General features: G+C 64.1%; 16 protein-coding genes. 7 read left to right on the forward strand and 9 right to left on the reverse strand.

All coding sequences use genetic code 11. The features are described from left to right. Positions 1-98 precede the first annotated feature (98 nt). Positions 99-830, forward strand: coding sequence for an SDR family oxidoreductase (locus NKK51_RS13365; RefSeq protein WP_352440647.1), 732 nt, complete (start codon positions 99-101; stop codon positions 828-830). Positions 831-1,048: 218 nt separating this feature from the next. Then, the gene (locus NKK51_RS13370; RefSeq protein ID WP_127294714.1) at positions 1,049-1,894 is read left to right on the forward strand and encodes a fumarylacetoacetate hydrolase family protein; all 846 of its coding nucleotides are present in this window, start codon (positions 1,049-1,051) and stop codon (positions 1,892-1,894) included. 147 nt (positions 1,895-2,041) lie between these two features. Here NKK51_RS13370 and NKK51_RS13375 read toward each other — a convergent pair whose 3' ends face one another. From NKK51_RS13375 to NKK51_RS13400, 6 genes are all read right to left on the reverse strand, one after another. Continuing rightward, complete coding sequence (locus NKK51_RS13375; protein ID WP_352553260.1) at positions 2,042-3,040, reverse strand: ABC transporter ATP-binding protein; 999 nt, start codon at positions 3,038-3,040, stop codon at positions 2,042-2,044. Between the two features lie 58 nt (positions 3,041-3,098). Further along, complete coding sequence (locus NKK51_RS13380; protein WP_352553262.1) at positions 3,099-4,160, reverse strand: Gfo/Idh/MocA family protein; 1,062 nt, start codon at positions 4,158-4,160, stop codon at positions 3,099-3,101. After that, positions 4,157-4,996: a carbohydrate ABC transporter permease gene (locus tag NKK51_RS13385; protein WP_352553264.1), complete on the reverse strand. Its 840-nt coding sequence runs from the start codon at positions 4,994-4,996 to the stop codon at positions 4,157-4,159. Before NKK51_RS13385 ends, NKK51_RS13380 begins: the two co-directional genes overlap by 4 nt. Positions 4,997-5,219: 223 nt before the next feature. Beyond that, a complete protein-coding gene (locus NKK51_RS13390; protein WP_352553266.1) occupies positions 5,220-6,149 on the reverse strand; it encodes a carbohydrate ABC transporter permease in 930 nt (309 codons plus the stop codon). A 239-nt stretch (positions 6,150-6,388) separates the two neighbouring features. Then, the gene (locus tag NKK51_RS13395) at positions 6,389-7,648 is read right to left on the reverse strand and encodes an ABC transporter substrate-binding protein (RefSeq protein ID WP_352553268.1); all 1,260 of its coding nucleotides are present in this window, start codon (positions 7,646-7,648) and stop codon (positions 6,389-6,391) included. Between the two features lie 2 nt (positions 7,649-7,650). After that, positions 7,651-8,610: an N-acetylmuramic acid 6-phosphate etherase gene (locus NKK51_RS13400; RefSeq protein WP_352553270.1), complete on the reverse strand. Its 960-nt coding sequence runs from the start codon at positions 8,608-8,610 to the stop codon at positions 7,651-7,653. Between the two features lie 198 nt (positions 8,611-8,808). Here NKK51_RS13400 and NKK51_RS13405 point away from each other — a divergent pair, with 198 nt between their 5' ends. The 5 genes from NKK51_RS13405 to NKK51_RS13425 are packed head-to-tail and all read left to right on the forward strand — an operon-like array spanning position 8,809 to position 14,775. After that, complete coding sequence (locus NKK51_RS13405; protein WP_352553271.1) at positions 8,809-9,690, forward strand: glucosamine kinase nucleotide-binding domain-containing protein; 882 nt, start codon at positions 8,809-8,811, stop codon at positions 9,688-9,690. Next, the gene (locus NKK51_RS13410; RefSeq protein WP_027040192.1) at positions 9,687-10,469 is read left to right on the forward strand and encodes a GntR family transcriptional regulator; all 783 of its coding nucleotides are present in this window, start codon (positions 9,687-9,689) and stop codon (positions 10,467-10,469) included. The genes NKK51_RS13405 and NKK51_RS13410 overlap by 4 nt, the downstream gene beginning before the upstream one ends. After that, a complete protein-coding gene (locus NKK51_RS13415; RefSeq protein ID WP_352553274.1) occupies positions 10,466-11,500 on the forward strand; it encodes an SIS domain-containing protein in 1,035 nt (344 codons plus the stop codon). Before NKK51_RS13410 ends, NKK51_RS13415 begins: the two co-directional genes overlap by 4 nt. After that, a complete protein-coding gene (gene nagA / locus NKK51_RS13420) occupies positions 11,497-12,702 on the forward strand; it encodes an N-acetylglucosamine-6-phosphate deacetylase (protein WP_352553275.1) in 1,206 nt (401 codons plus the stop codon). Before NKK51_RS13415 ends, nagA begins: the two co-directional genes overlap by 4 nt. A 33-nt stretch (positions 12,703-12,735) precedes the next feature. Next, positions 12,736-14,775, forward strand: a complete 2,040-nt coding sequence (locus tag NKK51_RS13425) for an ABC transporter ATP-binding protein/permease (RefSeq protein ID WP_352553276.1) — start codon at positions 12,736-12,738, stop codon at positions 14,773-14,775. A gap of 21 nt (positions 14,776-14,796) precedes the next feature. On the opposite strand, the gene NKK51_RS13430 is transcribed toward NKK51_RS13425, so the two are convergent. From NKK51_RS13430 to rpe, 3 genes are all read right to left on the reverse strand, one after another. Then, complete coding sequence (locus NKK51_RS13430) at positions 14,797-16,311, reverse strand: malonate--CoA ligase (protein ID WP_352553278.1); 1,515 nt, start codon at positions 16,309-16,311, stop codon at positions 14,797-14,799. Between the two features lie 177 nt (positions 16,312-16,488). After that, on the reverse strand, positions 16,489-17,229 hold the full coding sequence (locus NKK51_RS13435) for a GntR family transcriptional regulator (RefSeq protein ID WP_128305144.1): 741 nt from the start codon (positions 17,227-17,229) through the stop codon (positions 16,489-16,491). Between the two features lie 410 nt (positions 17,230-17,639). After that, positions 17,640-18,317 carry a ribulose-phosphate 3-epimerase gene (gene rpe / locus NKK51_RS13440; RefSeq protein ID WP_352553280.1) on the reverse strand — a complete coding sequence of 226 codons (678 nt, stop codon included), beginning with the start codon at positions 18,315-18,317 and terminating at the stop codon, positions 17,640-17,642. Between the last annotated feature and the right edge of the window lie 12 nt (positions 18,318-18,329).

An 18,329-nucleotide genomic window follows, 5' to 3' on the forward strand; every position in this document is an offset into this window, starting at 1 on the left:
CCAACGGGGCAGGCTGCACGATCATGCGCGACTGGCACATGACGCCTTGGCCAGCCGCGGGTAGACCCGGACTATCCCTAGCGGACGAGGAGAACAGTATGGCTGATCTGGCAGGCAAGGTCGTTGTCGTCACGGCAGCGGCGCAAGGCATCGGCAAGGCGAGCGCGCTGGCTTTCGCAAAAGCTGGCGCCACCGTCTACGCCACCGACATCAACGAGGCACTGCTGGCGGAGCTCGCCAAGACGCCGGGGATCAAGACCCGCAAGCTGGACGTGCTCAACGACGAAGCCGTCAACGCCGCCTTCGCCGAGATCGGCGTCGTCGACGTGCTGTTCAACTGCGCCGGTTTTGTCCATTCGGGCTCGATCCTTGAGATGAAGGACGGCGACCTCGATTTCGCGCTGAACCTCAATGTTCGCGCCATGATCCGCACCAGCCGGGCCGTGCTGCCCGGCATGCTGGAACGCGGCGACGGATCGATCATCAACATGGCCTCGCTGGCCAGTTCGACCAAGGGCGTGCCCAACCGGTTCGTCTATGGCCTGACCAAGGCCGCCGTCATCGGCCTGACCAAGGCGATCGCCGCCGACTATGTCGGCAAGGGCATACGCTGCAACGCCATTTGCCCCGGCACGGTCGAGAGCCCGTCGCTGCAGGACCGCATGCACGCGCAAGGCGACTACGATGCCGCCCGCGCCGCCTTCATCGCCCGCCAGCCAATGGGCCGGCTCGGCACGCCGGAGGAAATCGCCGATCTCGCCGTCTATCTGGCCGGCGCCACCTACACGTCCGGGCAGGCCTACAATATCGACGGCGGCTGGTCGATCTGACTGCGGAAATCATACGCGAGCAGGACGATCTGGCCCTTTCCCGGCGTTTAACAGGGGATCGAAGAGTCTGAAAATCCCGCGCGCCGGCTATCTTGTATGGCGATCGCGCTTGTCCGTAGTCAGGTCGATGGGTACGGTCCGCCGGTTCCTTAAAGGAGCATCGCCTTGGCGGAAAGTTTGCAAAGGGCCACGAGGCCGCAATCAGGAGAAGGATTTAGATGAAACTGCTGCGCTATGGCGAGGTGGGAAGCGAACGTCCCGGCCTGCTCGATGCGGATGGAACGATCCGTGATCTCTCCGCTCACGTCACCGATATCGGCGGCAAGACGCTCGACCCGGCATCGCTGGCTGCACTGGCCAAGCTGGATCCCAAGTCGCTACCGGCGGTTTCCGGCAGCCCGCGCCTCGGCGCCTGCGTTGCCGGAACCGGCAAGTTCATCTGCATCGGCCTCAACTATTCCGACCACGCCGCCGAGACCGGCGCCACCGTGCCGCCGGAGCCGATCATTTTCATGAAGGCAAGCTCGGCCATTGTCGGGCCGGATGACGACGTGCTGATCCCGCGCGGCTCGGAGAAAACCGACTGGGAAGTCGAACTGGCCGTGGTCATCGGCAAAACCGCCAAATATGTCAGCGAGGCCGATGCGCTCGACTATGTTGCCGGCTATAGCGTTGCCCACGACGTCTCCGAACGCGCCTTCCAGGCCGAGCGGCAAGGCCAGTGGACCAAAGGCAAGTCCTGCGACACGTTCGGCCCGACCGGCCCATGGCTGGTGACCAAGGACGAGGTAGCCGACCCGCAGAACCTCAAAATGTGGCTGACCGTCAACGGCAAGACGATGCAGAACGGCTCGACCAAGACCATGGTCTATGGCGTCAAATACCTGGTTTCCTACCTCAGCCAGTTCATGTCGCTGCACCCCGGCGACATTATTTCGACAGGCACGCCGCCCGGCGTCGGGCTCGGCATGAAGCCGCCGGTGTTCTTGAAGGCCGGCGATGTCGTGGAGCTGGGCATCGAAGGGCTGGGCCAGCAGAAGCAGACGTTCAAGGCGGACGTATAGAGGTTGCGCTGCCCCTCATCCGGCCGCTTCGCGGCCACCTTCTCCCCGCTGGGGAGAAGAAGTGAGCGTCGGCGCTGACAATCTCCTCTCCCCTCGGGGAGAGGTCAGCCGAGCGAAGCGGAGGCTGGGTGAGGGGGCTGCGCCCGCCTACTTCAGCACCTTCCCATCAGCCCCAAACCTATATGTCTTCGCCGGATCCGGCGTCGCATAGAGCGTCGCACCCGGCTCTGCATCATAGACGCCGAAAATGCGCACGGTAATCAGCCCCGCCTTCTCGCAATCGAGATACAGATTGGTGTCGGCGCCGAGGTGCTCGGCGTGCACCACCGTTCCCTTCCAGGCGCCGGATTTCGGATCGACGGTCAAATGTTCCGGCCGCACGCCGATGGTCTTGGCGGTTTCGCCGAGGCGGGCGCCGTCGACGAAATTCATCTTCGGTGAGCCGATGAAGCCGGCGACGAACTCATTTGCCGGCGAATTGTAGAGCTCCATCGGGCCGCCGATCTGCTCAATCCTGCCGGCATTGAGCACGACGATCTTGTCGGCCAGCGTCATCGCCTCGACCTGGTCGTGGGTGACGTAGATCATCGTTGCCTTCAGCCGGCGATGCAGCTGCGCGATCTCCAGCCGCGTGTTGACGCGCAGTGCCGCATCGAGGTTCGAAAGCGGCTCGTCGAAGAGAAAAAGCTTTGGCTCGCGCACCACGGCGCGGCCGATGGCGACGCGCTGGCGCTGGCCGCCGGAGAGTTCGGCCGGCCGTCTTTCGAGATAGGGCTCCAGCGACAGCATCGATGACGCGATGCCGGTGCGGCGCTCGATTTCGGCCGCCGGCGTTCCTGCCTGCTTGAGGCCAAGGCCCATATTGTTCTTCACCGTCAGATGCGGGTAGAGCGCATAGGTCTGGAACACCATGGCGATGCCACGCTTGGCCGGCGGCGTGGCCGAGACGTCCGCGCCGTCGATGACGACGCGGCCCGAGGTCGAATCCTCCAGTCCGGCAATGACTCTGAGCAAGGTCGACTTGCCGCAGCCAGACGGGCCGACGAAGACGACGAACTCGCCGTCGTTCACTTCGAGGTTGATGCCCTTCAGCACCTCGACCGGCCCGAAGGCCTTCTTCACGTTCTCAATGTTCAGCGAGCCCACGGCAGTCCTCCAAATTGGAATGTGGGCGCGAATGCAACCCGTGACGACAATTCTGCGGTCACAATCGCACCGCCTTTCCACTGCGCACGCTCTCGTCTGCGGCAAGGCAGACGGCGAGCGATTTGACCGCGTCGTCCATATGTTTGGTGAGATCCAGATCCTCGCGGATCGCCTTCAGCACGAAGGCCTGTTCGAGGTCGCAGAGGTCCTGATGGCCGGGTTCGCCCTCCATTGACAGCATCTCGTCGGCTTTGAGAAACTTGCCGTCCGCGCCGGTCGCCGCATTGTGCAGGCGGATGGTGGAGGTCTTGGTGTGGGTGTCGATGTCGTCGGACTTCACACCTTCCTTCATGACGATCGACACGCAGCCATTGGGCGAGATGACGTCCTTCACAAAGAACGCCGTTTCCGAAATCATCGGCCCCCAGCCGGCCTCATACCAGCCGACCGACCCGTCATCGAACAGCACCTGCAGATGGCCGTAATTGTACATCGAGGGTGCCACCTCCTCGGTCAGCCGCACGCCCATGCCACGCACCTCGATCGGTTTGGCATCGGTGATCTGCAGCATGACGTCGAGATAGTGCACGCCGCAGTCGACGATCGGCGACGTCGTCTGCATCAACTGCTTGTGCGTCTCCCAGGTGTGGCCCGAGGATTGCTGATTGAGGTTCATGCGGAAAACGTAGGGGCCGCTTAGCTTGCGCGCTTCGGCGATCAGCCTGATCCAGGACGGGTGATGGCGCAGGATATAGCCGATCACCAGTTTTCTGCCATTGGCCTTCGCCGCCGCGACGACGCGCTTGGCGTCGGCCACCGTCGTTGCCAGCGGCTTTTCGACGAAGACATGGCAACCGGCCTCGAACGCCCTCACCGCATAGTCGGCATGGCTGTCGGAATAGGTGGCGATGCAGGCGACATCGGGCTTTTCGTCACGCAGGGCTTCATCGAAGGAGCGCCTTATGCCGTAACCCGACAGCCTGTCCGGCAGCGGCACGTCGGAGCGGTTGATCAGCGCTGCGATCTGAAAACCTGGATTGGCATGGTAGGCCAGCGCGTGGCTGCGGCCCATATTGCCGAGGCCGGCAACGACGACGCGAAGAGGTGTTTCAGAGTTCACTTGACGGCTCCCGACGTGATGCCGCGGATCAGCTGCCGCGAGAAGATGACGTAGAGGATCAGCACCGGCATGATCGCCAGCGACAGTGCGGCCAGGATGGCATTCCAGTTGGTGACGAACTGGCCGAGGAAGAGCTGTGCGCCAAGCGTCACCGTCTTGGTTTCCTCCGATGGCGCCAAGATCAGCGGGAACCACAGGTCGTTCCAGATCGGGATCATGGTGAAGACGGCGACGGTTGCCATCGATGGCCTGACCAGCGGCAGCACCAGGCGGAAGAAGATGGTGCATTCGGACAGGCCGTCGATGCGGCCGGCATTCTTCAGATCGTCCGAGACCTGCTTCATGAATTCCGACAGGATGAAGACGGCAAGCGGCAGGCCCTGCGCGGTGTAGACCAGGACCAGCGCCGTCAGCGTGTTGACCAGCCCGCTCACCACCATCAATTGCAGGATGGCGACGGTGCCCAGCCGGATCGGGATCATAATGCCGAGCGCCAGATAAAGCCCCATCAGCGAGTTGCCGCGGAAGCGGTATTCCGACAGCGCGAACGCCGCCATGGCGCCGAACAACAGCACGAAGAACAGCGAGGCGACGGTGACGACGAGGCTGTTCTGGAAATAGTGGATGAAGTCGCCCTGGCCGATCACCGTCGTGTAGCCGATCAGGTCGAAGGTTTTGGGCGTCGGCGGCGTCAGCGGCGCGCCGAAGATGCCCGCGCGCGACTTGAACGAGTTCATGATGACGAGGATCACCGGAAACAGCGCGATCGCCGTGTAGGTCAACAGGATCGCGTGGGCGCCGATGGTGCGGGGCACGGAACGGGTGGCGGTGCTCATTGGGAGGTCTCCTGACGCACACTTCCAAGGAATGGCGCCAAGGCACCCCCCTCTGTCCTGCCGGACATCTCCCCCGCAAGGGGGGAGATCGGATGTCGCGACTGCTTTCGCCAATCACCAACGCAGCAAGATGGCCGGCAAGGCCAACGCTGCCAATCTCCCCCCTTGCGGGGGAGATGGCCGGCAGGCCAGAGGGGGGTGTTCAAGCTCGACATCTCGCCCCTCAGAACTGGTAGCGACGCAGGCGCGTCTGGACGAGGAAGAGGTAGACGCAGACGCCGCCGAGGATGATCAGGAACATCATCGTGGCGATCGCCGCGCCCATATTGGGGTCGCCGACCTGCAGCTGGAAACCGAAGAAGGCGCGATAGAGGAAGGTGCCGAGAATGTCGGTCGAATAGTTTGGCCCGGCGAGCGCCCCTTGCGCGGTGTAGATCAGGTCGAAGGCGTTGAAATTGCCGACGAAGGTGAGGATCGAGATGATGCCGATCGATGGCAGGATCAGCGGCAGCTTGATCTTCCAGAACTGCGACAGGCCGGTAATGCCGTCGCATTCGGCCGCCTCGATCACCTCTTCGGGAATCGACAGCAGGGCTGCGTAGATCAGCATCATCGGGATGCCGACGAACTGCCACACCGAGATCAGGCTAAGCGCCGTCAGAGCATATTGCTCCTTGCCCAGCCACGGCGTGAACAAGCTTTTCAGGCCGACAAGATCCATCAGATGCGGCGCCACGCCCCACAGCGGCGACAGGATCAGCTTCCAGGCGAAGCCGACGATGACGAAGGACAGGATCGTCGGAACGAAGATCGCCGTGCGGTAGAAGGCCGCGAATCTCAGTCTCGGGCTGGACAGCAGCGCGGCCAGCATGACGCCGATCGGGTTCTGCACCAGCATGTGGATGATGAAGAACCAGGTGTTGTTCCTGAGCGCGTTCCAGAAACCCACCGACCAGTTGGGGTCGCCGAACAGGGTGCGGAAGTTTTGCAGCCCGACGAAGACCTGGTGCTGCTCGATGTTGCGGAACAGCGACAGCTGCAGCGTGCCGGCGAGCGGCAGGATCATGATCGCCGTGTAGACGAGCACCGCCGGCGCCAGGAAGATGCCGATGTGCCAGCGGAACGGTCTTTTCGGTCGTGTTTCTGCGGCCATGAGTTCGGTCCCCGCCGTCTCTCGGTTCCAAAGGGTATCGATCTAGATAATGCCTCGATGCACGGCCCGACCGTTCTTGCCCGATGCGGCAAGAACAAAGGCCTGCGACTGGTCAGCTAGCCTTTCCCCACAACAGCGAGGGTAAGGCCGAGAGGCGGTGCCGACAATCGCAATCTGAAAAACCAGGATAGTCCGAGACCGGCCAGGCATACGCCCGGCCGATCTCGTTGCCTGAGCGCTTACTTGGCCGGCTTGTACCAGCTGTCGAGACCGGTCTGCAGCTTCTTGGCTGCAGCGTCCGGGGTGTCGGTGCCGTTGATGACGTTGGCCGATTCAACCCAGGTCTCGTTCTCGAGGTTCGGCGTGCCGCGCGACAGGATCTGGTAGGTCGAGCGGATCGTCGACTTGCACTTGCCGCGCCAGGAGACGAATTCCTGCGCCAGCGGGTCTTCCATCTTCACCGGCGCGGAGTTCAGGCTGAAGAAGCCCGGCAGCGCGTTGGCATAGATGGTGGCGAAATCCGGCGAAGCGACCCAGGACAGGAAGGTCTTGGCCGCATCGGCGTTCTTCGAAGCCGCATTCAGGCCCATGCCGATATCGGTATGGTCGGAGATGTAGCAGGTGTCGCCGGCCTTTTCGACCGGCGGCGGGAAGGCGCCCATCTTGAACTGGGCCTGGGTGTTGAACAGGCCGATTTCCCACGAGCCGGCCGGGTAGATGGCGGCGCGGCCGAGCGTGAACAGGTTCTGGCTGTCCGGATAGGTCTGCGCCTCGAAACCGTCACCCAGATAAGGCTTCCACTTGGCCAGTTCCTCATACGGCGCGACCCAGTCCTTGTCGGTCAGCTTCTGATCGCCCTTGATCAGCGCTGCGCGGCCGTCCTCGCCCTTCCAGTAGTTCGGGCCGATGTTCTGGTAGCCCATGGTCGCGGCTTCCCAGAGATCCTTGGTGCCCATCGCCATCGGGATGTAGGTGCCGTCGGCCTTGATCTTCTCGAGCGCGGCGAAGAACTCGTCGCGGGTCTCCGGCACCTTGATGCCGAGCTTTTCGAAGGCGTCCTTGTTGTAGATGAAGCCGTGGATGACCGAGGCCATCGGCACGCAGAAGCTCGCCTTGCCGTCGTCGGTCTGCCAGGCGGACTTTGCCACGGGCGAGAAGTTCTCCATGCCGGGCAGCGCCGAGAGATCGGCAAGGTTGCCCTTCTTGAACAGCTCGAGCGACTTGTCGAATGGGCGGCAGGTGATCAGGTCGCCCGCCGAGCCGGCGGCGAGCTTGGCGCCGAGCGCTGCGTCATATTCGGTCGGAGCCGACGGCGCGAACACCACCTTGATGCCCGGATTCTTGGCTTCGAAAGCCGGGATCAGCTTGTCCTTCCAGATGGCAAGGTCGTCGCCGCGCCAGCTTTCGATGTTGAGCGTTACGTCGTCGGCATAGGCAACCCCGGCCGAGCCGAGAATGCTGGTGCCCAGAAGCAGTGCCGTCAGTAGTTTCGTTGTCATGCTCAGTCTCCCTGTTGACCTTTTTCAGGTTCGGTTTTGATGAGAACGGAGGCAGTGCGCCCCTTGCTCCCCTCTATAGCGGAAAGGGCCGGCCGCAGCTTCTGGCCGGCCTCTTCCAGTATCTTCTGCGCCGCGTCAGTGCTGTCGGCGCCTGCTGCGAGCAGAATGGCGGTCTTGACCGCGCCGCCGCTCTTCTCGAGCAGACGGGCCGCTTCGTCCGTGCCGCGCCCGCTGATCGCGGCGACGATGCGCGCCGCGCGGTCGCGCAGCTTGATGTTGTCGGCGATGAGATTGACCATGTAGCCGTCATGCACATGGCCGAGATGGATGGCGGTCAGCGTCGACAGCATGTTGAGCGCGATCTTCTGGGCAGTGCCGGCGCCCATGCGCGTCGAGCCGGCGATCAGTTCCGGCGGTGTTTCGAGCAGGATGGCGGTTTGTGCCTGGCGCAGCAGCGCAGAGTCCCTGTTGTTGGCGATGCCGATGGTGGCGGCGCCCCGACGGGCGGCTTCCTCGATCGCCTTGACGGCATAGGGCGTCGTGCCGCTGGCGGAAATGGCGATCAGGCAGTCGCCCTTGCCGAGGCCGGCCTTGGCGACCGCTGCCGCGGCCTCCTCGGTATCGTCTTCCGGCCCGCCGGCCAATGTGCGGAAAGCGTCGTCGCCGCCGGCGATCAGGATGGCGATGCGGTCACGATGGATGCCGAAGGTGCCCGGAAGCTCCAGTGCATCGGCCAGCGCCATCAGGCCGGAGCTGCCGGCCGCCGCGTAGGCAAGCTTGCCGCCGCTCTTCAGCCTGCTCGCGATGATTTCGGCCGCCCCGGCGATGGACGGAATGGCGTGGCGCACCACCTTGGCGGCTTCGATCTGCGCATCGGCCAGATAGGAAAGGATGGCGTCCGGGGCCTGGATATCCAGCCCCTCGGCATTCTGGTGAAGCGCTTCGGTGCACGTTTCGGCCATCCCGGTTCCTCCAATACCAGAACAATACCAAAAAAATACCACTTGTCCACACGCATTAACGAATTCGCCGGCCGGAAATCGCTGAGCCGACGAAATGCCTTGGTTTTTCAATAAAATACACCTTAATCTTTTTGAAACGGAAATTAACCCTTGGCTATTGGTATTTTATTGGTATTATCCGCCCGGAGGAGAATTCACGTGAATTTCGTGCTCGGAATCGATGGCGGCGGCACCAGCTGCAGGGCCGCCCTGGCAACAGCGGATGGTGCCGTCATAGGCCGCGCCAAGAGCGGCGCCGCCAACATCCGCACCGATCTGACCGGCGCCCGCTCGAACATCGTCGAGGCCGCACGGCAGGCGTTCATCGCCGCCGGGCAGGATCCCGAGCGGATCCCCCAAACGCCGGCCATTCTCGGCCTTGCCGGCGCCAATGTCGGCACCTACCGGCAGCAGCTCGAAGCGATCCTGCCGTTCAGCATCAGCCGTGTCGAGACCGACGCCGAGATCGCGCTGGAAGGCGCTGTCGGCTCCGGTGACGGCGCCATGGCGATCCTCGGCACCGGCACCGCCTATATGGCGCGCAAGAACGGCAAATCGCGCGCCATCGGCGGCTGGGGCTTCCAGGTCGGCGACCAGGGCAGCGGCGCCCGCATCGGCCGAGACCTGCTCGAACAGACGCTGCTTGCCTATGACGGCGTCCGCGAAGGTTCGCCGCTGACGCAGAGCATGCTGGCGGTTTTCCGCAACAATCCGGAGGACGTGGTCGAATTCACCACCAATGCCAAGCCCGGCGATTTCGGTGGCTTCGCGCCCAAGGTGTTCGAGCATGCCGAGAAGGGCGACAGCGTCGCCAACTGGATCCTCGACAGGGTGGTCGCCGACGTCGAGGCCTCGCTCGGCGCGCTCGATCTCGCGGACGACGCGCCGCTGTGCCTGCTCGGCGGGCTGGCGCCGCTCTACGCGCCGCGCCTGTCGGCCCGCTACCGGGCTCTGCTGAAGCCGCCGCTCGACGACGCGCTGGGCGGCGCCGTGCAGATGGCGGTCCGCCTTTTCGCCGGACACGCGGAGGTGGCTCGATGAGCGAGGCCGCCGACCAGATCTTCGCCACACTGAAACATCAGGCGCAAAGCGGCGCGCCGCTCTATCTGCAGCTTCGCAAGAGCATCGAGGACGCCGTCAATCGCGGCCTGATCGGACCCGGCGACGCGCTGCCTTCCGAGCGCGACATCGCCACCAAGGCCGACATTTCGCGGGTTACCGTGCGCAAGGCGGTGCAAGACCTGGTCAAGGGCGGCATCCTGGTCCAGCGCCACGGTTCCGGCACGTTCGTGGCGCCGCGCATGGAGCGTGTCGAACAGTCGCTGTCGCGGCTGACCTCGTTTACCGAAGACATGGCGCGGCGCGGCATGGCGGTGCGTTCGGCATGGCTCGACCGCGGCCTCTATGCCCCCTCGCCCGACGAGATGATGGTGCTCGGCCTCTCGTCGAGCGAACTTGTGGCGCGCGTGGCGCGCCTGCGCATTGCCAACGACACGCCGCTGGCGATCGAACGCGCCTCGCTGTCGGCCAGCGTGTTGCCCGATCCGGCCGATATAGGCTCCTCGCTCTATGCAGCGCTGGAATTGACCGGCAACAGGCCGGTGCGGGCGGTGCAGCGCATCTCCGCCGCCAATCTCGGCGACAGCGACGCGCGCCTGCTCGAAGTGCCGCCAGGCATCGCCGGCCTGCACATCGAACGTATTTCCTATCTGGCGAGCGGCAAGGTGATCGAATTCACCCGCTCCATCTACCGAGGCGACGCCTATGATTTCGTCGCCGAACTGCGGCTGACAGGGCCGAGCGAAGAGGGCCGACCATGACGACAGAAATGACCCATATGCGGCGCGAGATCGAGGAGATCCCGCAAGCCGTCGCCCGCCTGCTCGATGGCTCCGGCACCGTGCTGGCCGAGGCCGGGCGTGGCATCCGCGAACGCGACCCGCAGTTTGTCGTCACCGTGGCGCGCGGCTCGTCCGATCATGCCGCCACCTTCATGAAATATGCCGTCGAGCTGACCGCTGGACTGGCCGTGGCATCGGTCGGACCGTCCATCGCCTCGATCTATGGCCGCAAGCTCAGGCTGGCCGGCTCGGCCTGCCTGGCGATCTCGCAGTCGGGCAAGAGCCCCGACATCGTCGCCATGGCCGAAACCGCGCGGGATGGCGGGGCGCTGACCGTCGCCATCACCAACACCGCCGATTCGCCGCTGGCGCGTGCTTCGGACTATGCGATCGATATCCTGGCCGGCCCCGAGCGCAGCGTGGCGGCCACCAAGACCTTCATCAATTCGGCCGTCGCCGGCCTCGCTCTGATGGCGCACGCCACCGGTGACGATGCGCTGTTGGCCGCACTTGCCCGCCTGCCGGAGCATTTCGGCAAGGCGATCGCCTGCGACTGGATGAGCGTGCTGTCTGAGACGATCGAGAAGCAGAAATCGCTGTTCATCCTCGGCCGCGGACCGTCGGCGGCGATGGCCAATGAGGCGGCGCTGAAATTCAAGGAAACCTGCGGCATGCATGCCGAGGCCTATAGTGCGGCCGAAGTCATGCATGGCCCGCTGGCGCTGATCGGCCCCGACTTTCCGGTGCTGGCGCTGGCCGCGCGCGATGCGTCCGAACCGTCCATTGCCGAGGCCGCCGACAGCCTGGCGGCCAAGGGCGCGCCGGTGTTCGTCACCTCCGCACTAGCCCAGCGCGCCGTGCGCCTGCCGCATGTCGCTACCGGCCATCCGCTGACCGATCCGCTGACGCTGATCGTCTCCTTCTACATGTTCGTCGAGGCCTTTGCCCGCCATCGCGGTCTCGACCCGGACACGCCGCGCAATCTTCGCAAGGTGACGGAGACAGTATGAGCGATCGCTTTGCCCTGACTGGCGCCCGGATTTTCGATGGGGACGACTGGCATGAAGGCCACGCACTTGTCGTGCGCGACGGTCTCGTCGAGGCCATTTTGCCCGCCGGCGCCATCGCCTCGGATATCCGCGTCGTCGACACCGGCGGCGGCGTGCTGGCGCCGGGCTTCGTCGACCTGCAGGTCAATGGCGGTGGCGGCGTCATGCTCAATGACCACCCCGATGTCGCTTCGATCGAGACCATCTGCCGCGCGCACGCGCCTTTCGGCACGACGGCGCTGCTGCCGACGCTGATCACCGACACGCCCGGCATCACTGCCGCCGCTGTCGCCGCCGGCGAGGCAGCGGCGCGCCAGAAGGTGCCTGGGTTTCTCGGGCTGCATCTCGAAGGCCCGCATCTGTCGGTCGCCCGCAAGGGCGCGCATGATCCGGCGCTGATCCGGCCGATGACGGATGCAGATCAGGCGATGCTGATCGCCGCGCGGCAGAAACTACCGGTGCTGCTCACCACCATTGCCCCGGAATCCGTCGAGCCGGCGTGCGTCGCGGCACTCGCCAAGGCCGGCATCATCGTCAGCCTTGGCCATTCCGATACCGGCTATGCCACCGCCAGCGCTTTTGCCGCGGGCGGCGCCTCGATGGTCACCCATCTGTTCAACGCGATGAGCCAGATCGGCAATCGCGAGCCCGGACTGGTCGGCGCGGCCATCGACATCGGCAGCTTGTCGGCCGGTCTCATCGCCGACGGCATCCATGTCGATCCGGCCACGATCAAGATCGCGCTGCGCGCCAAGCAAGGTCCCGGCAAAATCGTGCTGGTCACCGACGCCATGGCGACAATCGGCACCGACATGACGTCGTTCACGCTCAACGGCCGCACCATCTATCGAAGGGATGGCAGCCTGAGGCTCGCCGACGGAACGCTGGCGGGCGCCGATCTCGATATGATCTCGGCCGTTCGTTTCATCCACCGCGTCGTCGGGGTCGAGCTTTCCGAGGCCTTGCGCATGGCCTCGCTCTATCCGGCGCAAGCAATCGGCCAGTCGCACCGGCTGGGCCGATTCGCCAACGGCACGGCCGCGGACATGGTCGCGCTGTCGGACGATCTCGACACGAAGGGCGTCTGGATCGGCGGCGAAAAGGTTTTTGCGGCCGGTTCCGCCACTGCGTTGATTTCAGGTTCAAGTCGGCTGACGTCATGAAACCTTTTGATTTTGAGGTCGTTGTCGGAGCGTATGTCCGAGGCGAAACCCAAATTGAAACAGGCCGACGGCATCAAACCGCGCGGTGCCTTGAAGCCGCGACAGCAAGCGCCGCGTGACCAGAGGCCACGCCACGAGGAGTTGCGCGAAAAAAAGCCGTCGGCCGCCGAAGCTGCCCCCGAGGTCGACGGCCAGCCGGGACCGCCACCGGAGGCTGTCGAGCCCGATCCGCAACTGACGCTCGAAGAGGCCGAGCAGGCGCGCAAGAAATATCTGCTGCGGCGTTTCTGGATCAGCGCGCGCGGTTACTGGAGCCGGCGCGGCGACCGGCTCGCCTGGCCGTTCACGATCGGGGTTTTGCTTCTAATCTGCATCAATATCGGCTTCCAGTATGGCATCAATGTCTGGAACCGCTCGATGTTCGATGCGCTCGAGCAGCGCAACGCCCGCAGCGTCTACTTCCTCAGCGCGGTATTCGTGCCGCTGGTGATCTGCAGCGGCAGCCTTGTCGTCGCGCAGGTTTACCTGCGCATGACGATCCAGCGCCGCTGGCGTTCCTGGCTGACCACCGCGGTCATTGCGCGCTGGCTGGCAAGCGGTCGCTACTACCAATTGAACCTCGTCGGCGGCGACCACCAGAACCCCGAGGCCCGCATGACCGAGGATTTGCGCATCGCCACCGAGTCGCCGGTCGATTTCATCGCCGGCGTCCTCAACGCGTTCCTGTCGGCCTCGACCTTCATCGTCGTGCTGTGGACCATCGGCGGCGCGCTCACCCTGCCGATCGGCAGCGAGAGCATTACCATTCCCGGCTTCCTAGTCATCACCGCGATGATCTATGCCGCCATCACCTCGACCTCGATGGTGGTCATCGGCCGCCATTTCGTCCGGCTCTCCGAGCAGAAGAACCAGGCGGAAGCCGAATTGCGCTACACGCTGACGCGCGTGCGCGAAAACGGCGAGAGCATCGCCTTGCTGGGCGGCGAGGAGGAGGAGCGCAGCGGCATCGACAGGAATTTCGGCCATGTGCTCAGGCAATGGGCGCTGCTGACGGGCCAGCACATGCGCACGGCGGCGGTGTCGCAGGGATCGAGCCTGTTTGCGCCGGTCGTGCCGATCCTGCTGTGCGCGCCAAAATTCCTCGAAGGCTCGATGACCCTTGGCGAGGTGATGCAGGCAGCGTCTGCCTTTGGCATCGTGCAAGGCGCGTTCGGATGGCTGGTCGACAACTACCCGCGTCTTGCCGACTGGAACGCCTCGGCGCGGCGCATCGCCTCGCTGATGATGTCGCTCGACGGGCTCGAGCGTGCGGAGCAGAGCGACGCGCTCGGACGCATCCAGCACGGCAAAACCGAAGACGGTGCGATGCTCAGCCTCGACGAACTCTCCGTCACGCTCGACGACGGCACCTCCGTGGTCAAGGAAACCGAGGTTGCGATCGAACCGGGTGAGCGCGTGCTGGTGGCTGGCGAATCCGGCTCGGGCAAGTCGACGCTGGTGCGGGCCGTTGCTGGCCTGTGGCCATGGGGCGGCGGCAGCGTCAATTTCCACGCCGACAGGCGACTGTTCATGCTGCCGCAACGCCCCTACATCCCCTCGGGCACGCTTCGCCGCGCGGTCGCCTATCCCGCGGCGGCGGACAAGTGGACGATCAAACAGATCAAGGCCGCCCTCGACAAGGTCGGCCTTGCCTATCTTGCCGAAAGGATCAAGGAAGAAGCGCCATGGGACCAGACGCTGTCGGGCGGCGAAAAGCAGCGCCTCGCCTTCGCGCGCCTGCTGCTGCACCGCCCCGATATCGTCGTGCTGGATGAAGCAACCTCGGCGCTCGACGAGAAGAGCCAGGACACCATGATGGCGACGGTGATCCGCGAATTGCCTGATGTCACCATCATCAGCGTGGCGCACCGGGCCGAGCTGGAAGCCTTCCACAGCCGCAAGATCACCCTCGAACGGCGCGAGGGCGGCGCCAAGCTTGTCAGCGACATCAATCTCGCCCCACGCAAGCGCAACCTGCTGAAGCGCGCCTTGTGGGGTTCCGGCAGCCGGGCCGAAAGGCCGCGCAAGGAGTAAGGCGCCCCTGCCCCAGCGCAACTATGATGCGTATATGTCCTTGTAGGTGTCGCGCAGCAGGTTCTTCTGTACCTTGCCCATGGTGTTGCGCGGCAGTTCATCGACGAAGATCACCCGCTTCGGGTGCTTGTATTTCGCCACCCGCCCGGCGATGGCGCCGAGAATTTCGGCACCGTTGATCGGCGATGACGGCGCCCGCACGACGACGGCGGTGACGCCTTCGCCGAAATCCGGATGGGCAACGCCGATGACGGCGCTTTCGCTAACCCCGTCGAGGGCGTCGATCTCGCTTTCGAGTTCCTTCGGATAGATGTTGTAGCCGCCCGATATGATCAGGTCCTTGCCGCGGCCGACAATGTGGACGTAGCCGTCGGCGTCGACCATACCGAGATCGCCAGTGATGAAAAAACCGTCGGCGCGGAATTCCGCCTTGGTCTTCTCCGGCATGCGCCAATAGCCGCCGAAGACGTTGGGGCCTTTGACCTCGATCATGCCGACCTCACCCTGCGCAAGTGCTGCGCCGCTGTCGGGATCGGCGATGCGAAGCGTGACGCCGGGCAAGGGGAACCCGACCGTACCGGCGCGCCGCTCGCCCTCATAGGGGTTCGAGGTGTTCATGTTGGTCTCGGTCATGCCGTAGCGTTCGAGGATCGCGTGGCCGGTGCGCTCGCGCCAGGCCTTGTGCGTCTCTGCCAGCAGCGGCGCCGAACCGGAAATGAACACACGGATGTTTTTTGCCGCCTCATGGTCCAGCCCATCCTGCTGCAACAGGCGAACGTAGAAGGTCGGCACGCCCATCAGGGCCGTGGCACGCGGCATCAGCGAGACGATGCGGGCCGGATCGAACTTCTGCTCGAACAGCATCGAGGCGCCGGCCATCAGGACGACATTGGTGGCGACGAACAGGCCGTGCGTGTGGAAGATCGGCAATGCGTGGATCAGCACGTCGTCTCCAGTGAAATGCCAGTGCTCGACCAGCACGCGCGCGTTCGAAGCAAGATTCTCGTGGCTGAGCATGGCGCCTTTCGAACGGCCGGTGGTTCCCGACGTGTAGAGGATTGCCGCAAGGTCATCCCGCCCGCGCGCCACGTCACGAAAATCCGTCGGCAGCCGCGAGGCCTGATCGGTCAGCGATCCCCGGCCGTCGCGGCCGAGCGTGACGGTGACGGCGCCCGTCTTTTCCGCCAGCGCGCCGATGTCGGCCGCTCTTGCCGGGTCGCAGACGACCAGGCGTGGTTCCGCGTCGCCGAAGAAATACTCCAGCTCGGCCAATGTGTAGGCGGTATTGAGCGGCAGGAAGACGGCGCCGGCTCGCAGGCAGGCGAGATAGAGCATGATCGCTTCCGGGCTCTTCTCGACCTGCACGGCAATGCGGTCACCGGGTTCGACATCCAGTTGCAGTAGCGCATGCGCAAGCTGCGCCGAGCGGGCCAGCATATCGCCATAGGTGAGCAAGCGGCCATCATCGGTTTCCATCAGCAAGCGCGCTGGCGCCGGCATCCGGGACCGGAACGCATCGAACAGATGATTGCTCATGAAGACTTCCCTGGGTGCGGCGGCGCTGGGCATGCGCCTGTCGCGGCATGCCTCGGCGGCGAGAGTTCGCGGTTCTTGGCCGCGCCGTCAAGTCCGCCGGCAGCGGTTCACGCCAGCCGCTCTCCACGCAGGCTGAGCGCAAGAAACGAGCGCAAGAGACCCGCCAGGAAACGACTGCTATCGCCGAGCGCGTTTGCCGGCGAGTTCCTTCGTTTCGTCGTCCTGCTCGAAGCGTTTCATGCACATGGCGGCAGTCAACCGGTAGTGGTTGAGCAGTGCCTCGACGGCGCCGTCGGCATTGCCGTCCAGGGCACATTCGGCGATCAGGCGATGCTCGCCGAAATCGTCGCGCTGGACGCCTTCGCCATCATTGGCCATTTGCCGGTAGCGATAGGCGTGATCGGAGAGCTGGTCGCAAAACCCCACCAGCCATTGCGACCGGCAGGCCGAAATCAGCACCCTGTGAAAGATGCGATGCAGCCTCTCCCAATCGGGATTGAGCGAGACGAGGTTCTGCGGCGAAAAACGTGACGCACGGCCCAGGCGATGCAGCGCCAGCACGAGTTGTTCTTCCCATTCGGCGGTGCGGTGGACGATGGATTCGCGAAGCGCCCGCTCCTCGAGCCAGCAGCGGGTGCGCGTCAGCTCTTCGAGTTCCGGCGCACTGACCGGCATGATGAAGAAGCCGCGCTGGTCGTGCCGGCCGAGAAGTCCTTCCGAGGCGAGGCGATTGAGAGCCTCGCGGACAGGTGAGGCGCCGGCCCCATATTTGGAGACAACCCATTCGACCCGCAGTTTGCTCTCGGTTTCAAGGACACCGCCGAGAAGATCGTCCCGCAATTGCTGATAGACCGTACTGGCAAGCGTGCTCTTCGGTCCCGCAGCGTCGTCGTTCAGATTGGCAGCTCCGTATGTCATAGCGACTCCTTGTCCCCAAGACTTGGCCTGGGCGATTCGAGTCTGAAAGCATCCGCCGTCTCGTACTTGTACCATACAGCGCGAGCATTCGCCTGCTCAAGCAGAAGATCACGTTATTGTACTTTAGCACAAAGGAATATGCGGCATTCCGGAGTGCAATGCTGTAATTCCGCGCATTTTCACAACCTGTGGAAACTTAACATGTTTTGTATGCACGCAGGAGAATCTGTCTTTCTGTTCTTTTGTATGCGCGCGAGATCAACTGTCTGCTTTGGGCATAGGCCGGCGGACCTTGAGACCGAATCAGGCAACCGCTCAGCCCGATGCCGTTACGCATCAGATATTCACAAGCCCCGCCCGGGACCAGAACCTTAGCCGGCATGTCGGGCCGACCGCGGGAACACCGCCGGTCAGCCGGCTGCGTTGTCGGCTGCCGTCCTGATCGCCTGGATGTTCTGGCGATAAGCCTCGACGCTGCCGCCCTTGAAGATGTAGGCGCCCGCCACCAGCACGTCGGCGCCGGCAGCGGTGACCAGCGGCGCGGTTTCGGCTGAAACACCGCCGTCGATCTCGATGCGGATCGGCCGGCCGCCGATCAGGGCCTTGACCCGCTTCACCTTGTCGACAACCGCCGGGATGAAGGCCTGGCCGCCGAAGCCCGGATTGACGGTCATGATCAGGATCAGGTCGAGCCGGTCGAGCACATATTCGACCACGCTTTCCGGCGTCGCCGGATTGAGCGACACACCGGCCTTCTTGCCAAGGTTCCTGATGGTCTGCAGCGAGCGGTCAAGATGCGGGCCGGCCTCGGCATGGACGGTCAAACCGTCGCAGCCGGCCTCGGCGAAAGCGGCCAGATAGGGGTCGGCCGGGGCAATCATCAGATGGCAGTCGAAGAAGGCCTTGGTGCGGTTGCGGATCGCCTTGATCACCGGCGGGCCAAAGGTGATGTTGGGCACGAAATGCCCGTCCATAACATCAAGATGGATCCAGTCGGCGCCGGCCGCCGCCACCGCTTCGACCTCATCGCCGAGTTTGGAAAAATCCGACGCCAGCACCGATGGTGCAATCAGGGTCTTTCTGCTCATGGGTGCGGCCTT

Source organism: Mesorhizobium sp. M0011 (assembly GCF_040324155.1).
In the GTDB taxonomy this organism is placed as follows: Bacteria; Pseudomonadota; Alphaproteobacteria; order Rhizobiales; family Rhizobiaceae; genus Mesorhizobium.

Excerpts from the sequence above, each read along its gene's own strand:
- NKK51_RS13365 (WP_352440647.1), top strand. The coding sequence starts at position 99 with ATGGCTGATCTGGCAGGCAAGGTCGTTGTCGTCACGGCAGCGGCGCAA.
- NKK51_RS13370 (WP_127294714.1), top strand. The coding sequence starts at position 1,049 with ATGAAACTGCTGCGCTATGGCGAGGTGGGAAGCGAACGTCCCGGCCTG.
- NKK51_RS13385 (WP_352553264.1), bottom strand. The coding sequence starts at position 4,996 with ATGAGCACCGCCACCCGTTCCGTGCCCCGCACCATCGGCGCCCACGCG.
- NKK51_RS13390 (WP_352553266.1), bottom strand. The coding sequence starts at position 6,149 with ATGGCCGCAGAAACACGACCGAAAAGACCGTTCCGCTGGCACATCGGC.
- NKK51_RS13395 (WP_352553268.1), bottom strand. The coding sequence starts at position 7,648 with ATGACAACGAAACTACTGACGGCACTGCTTCTGGGCACCAGCATTCTC.
- NKK51_RS13400 (WP_352553270.1), bottom strand. The coding sequence starts at position 8,610 with ATGGCCGAAACGTGCACCGAAGCGCTTCACCAGAATGCCGAGGGGCTG.
- NKK51_RS13410 (WP_027040192.1), top strand. The coding sequence starts at position 9,687 with ATGAGCGAGGCCGCCGACCAGATCTTCGCCACACTGAAACATCAGGCG.
- NKK51_RS13415 (WP_352553274.1), top strand. The coding sequence starts at position 10,466 with ATGACGACAGAAATGACCCATATGCGGCGCGAGATCGAGGAGATCCCG.
- nagA (WP_352553275.1), top strand. The coding sequence starts at position 11,497 with ATGAGCGATCGCTTTGCCCTGACTGGCGCCCGGATTTTCGATGGGGAC.
- NKK51_RS13425 (WP_352553276.1), top strand. The coding sequence starts at position 12,736 with ATGTCCGAGGCGAAACCCAAATTGAAACAGGCCGACGGCATCAAACCG.
- NKK51_RS13430 (WP_352553278.1), bottom strand. The coding sequence starts at position 16,311 with ATGAGCAATCATCTGTTCGATGCGTTCCGGTCCCGGATGCCGGCGCCA.
- NKK51_RS13435 (WP_128305144.1), bottom strand. The coding sequence starts at position 17,229 with ATGACATACGGAGCTGCCAATCTGAACGACGACGCTGCGGGACCGAAG.
- rpe (WP_352553280.1), bottom strand. The coding sequence starts at position 18,317 with ATGAGCAGAAAGACCCTGATTGCACCATCGGTGCTGGCGTCGGATTTT.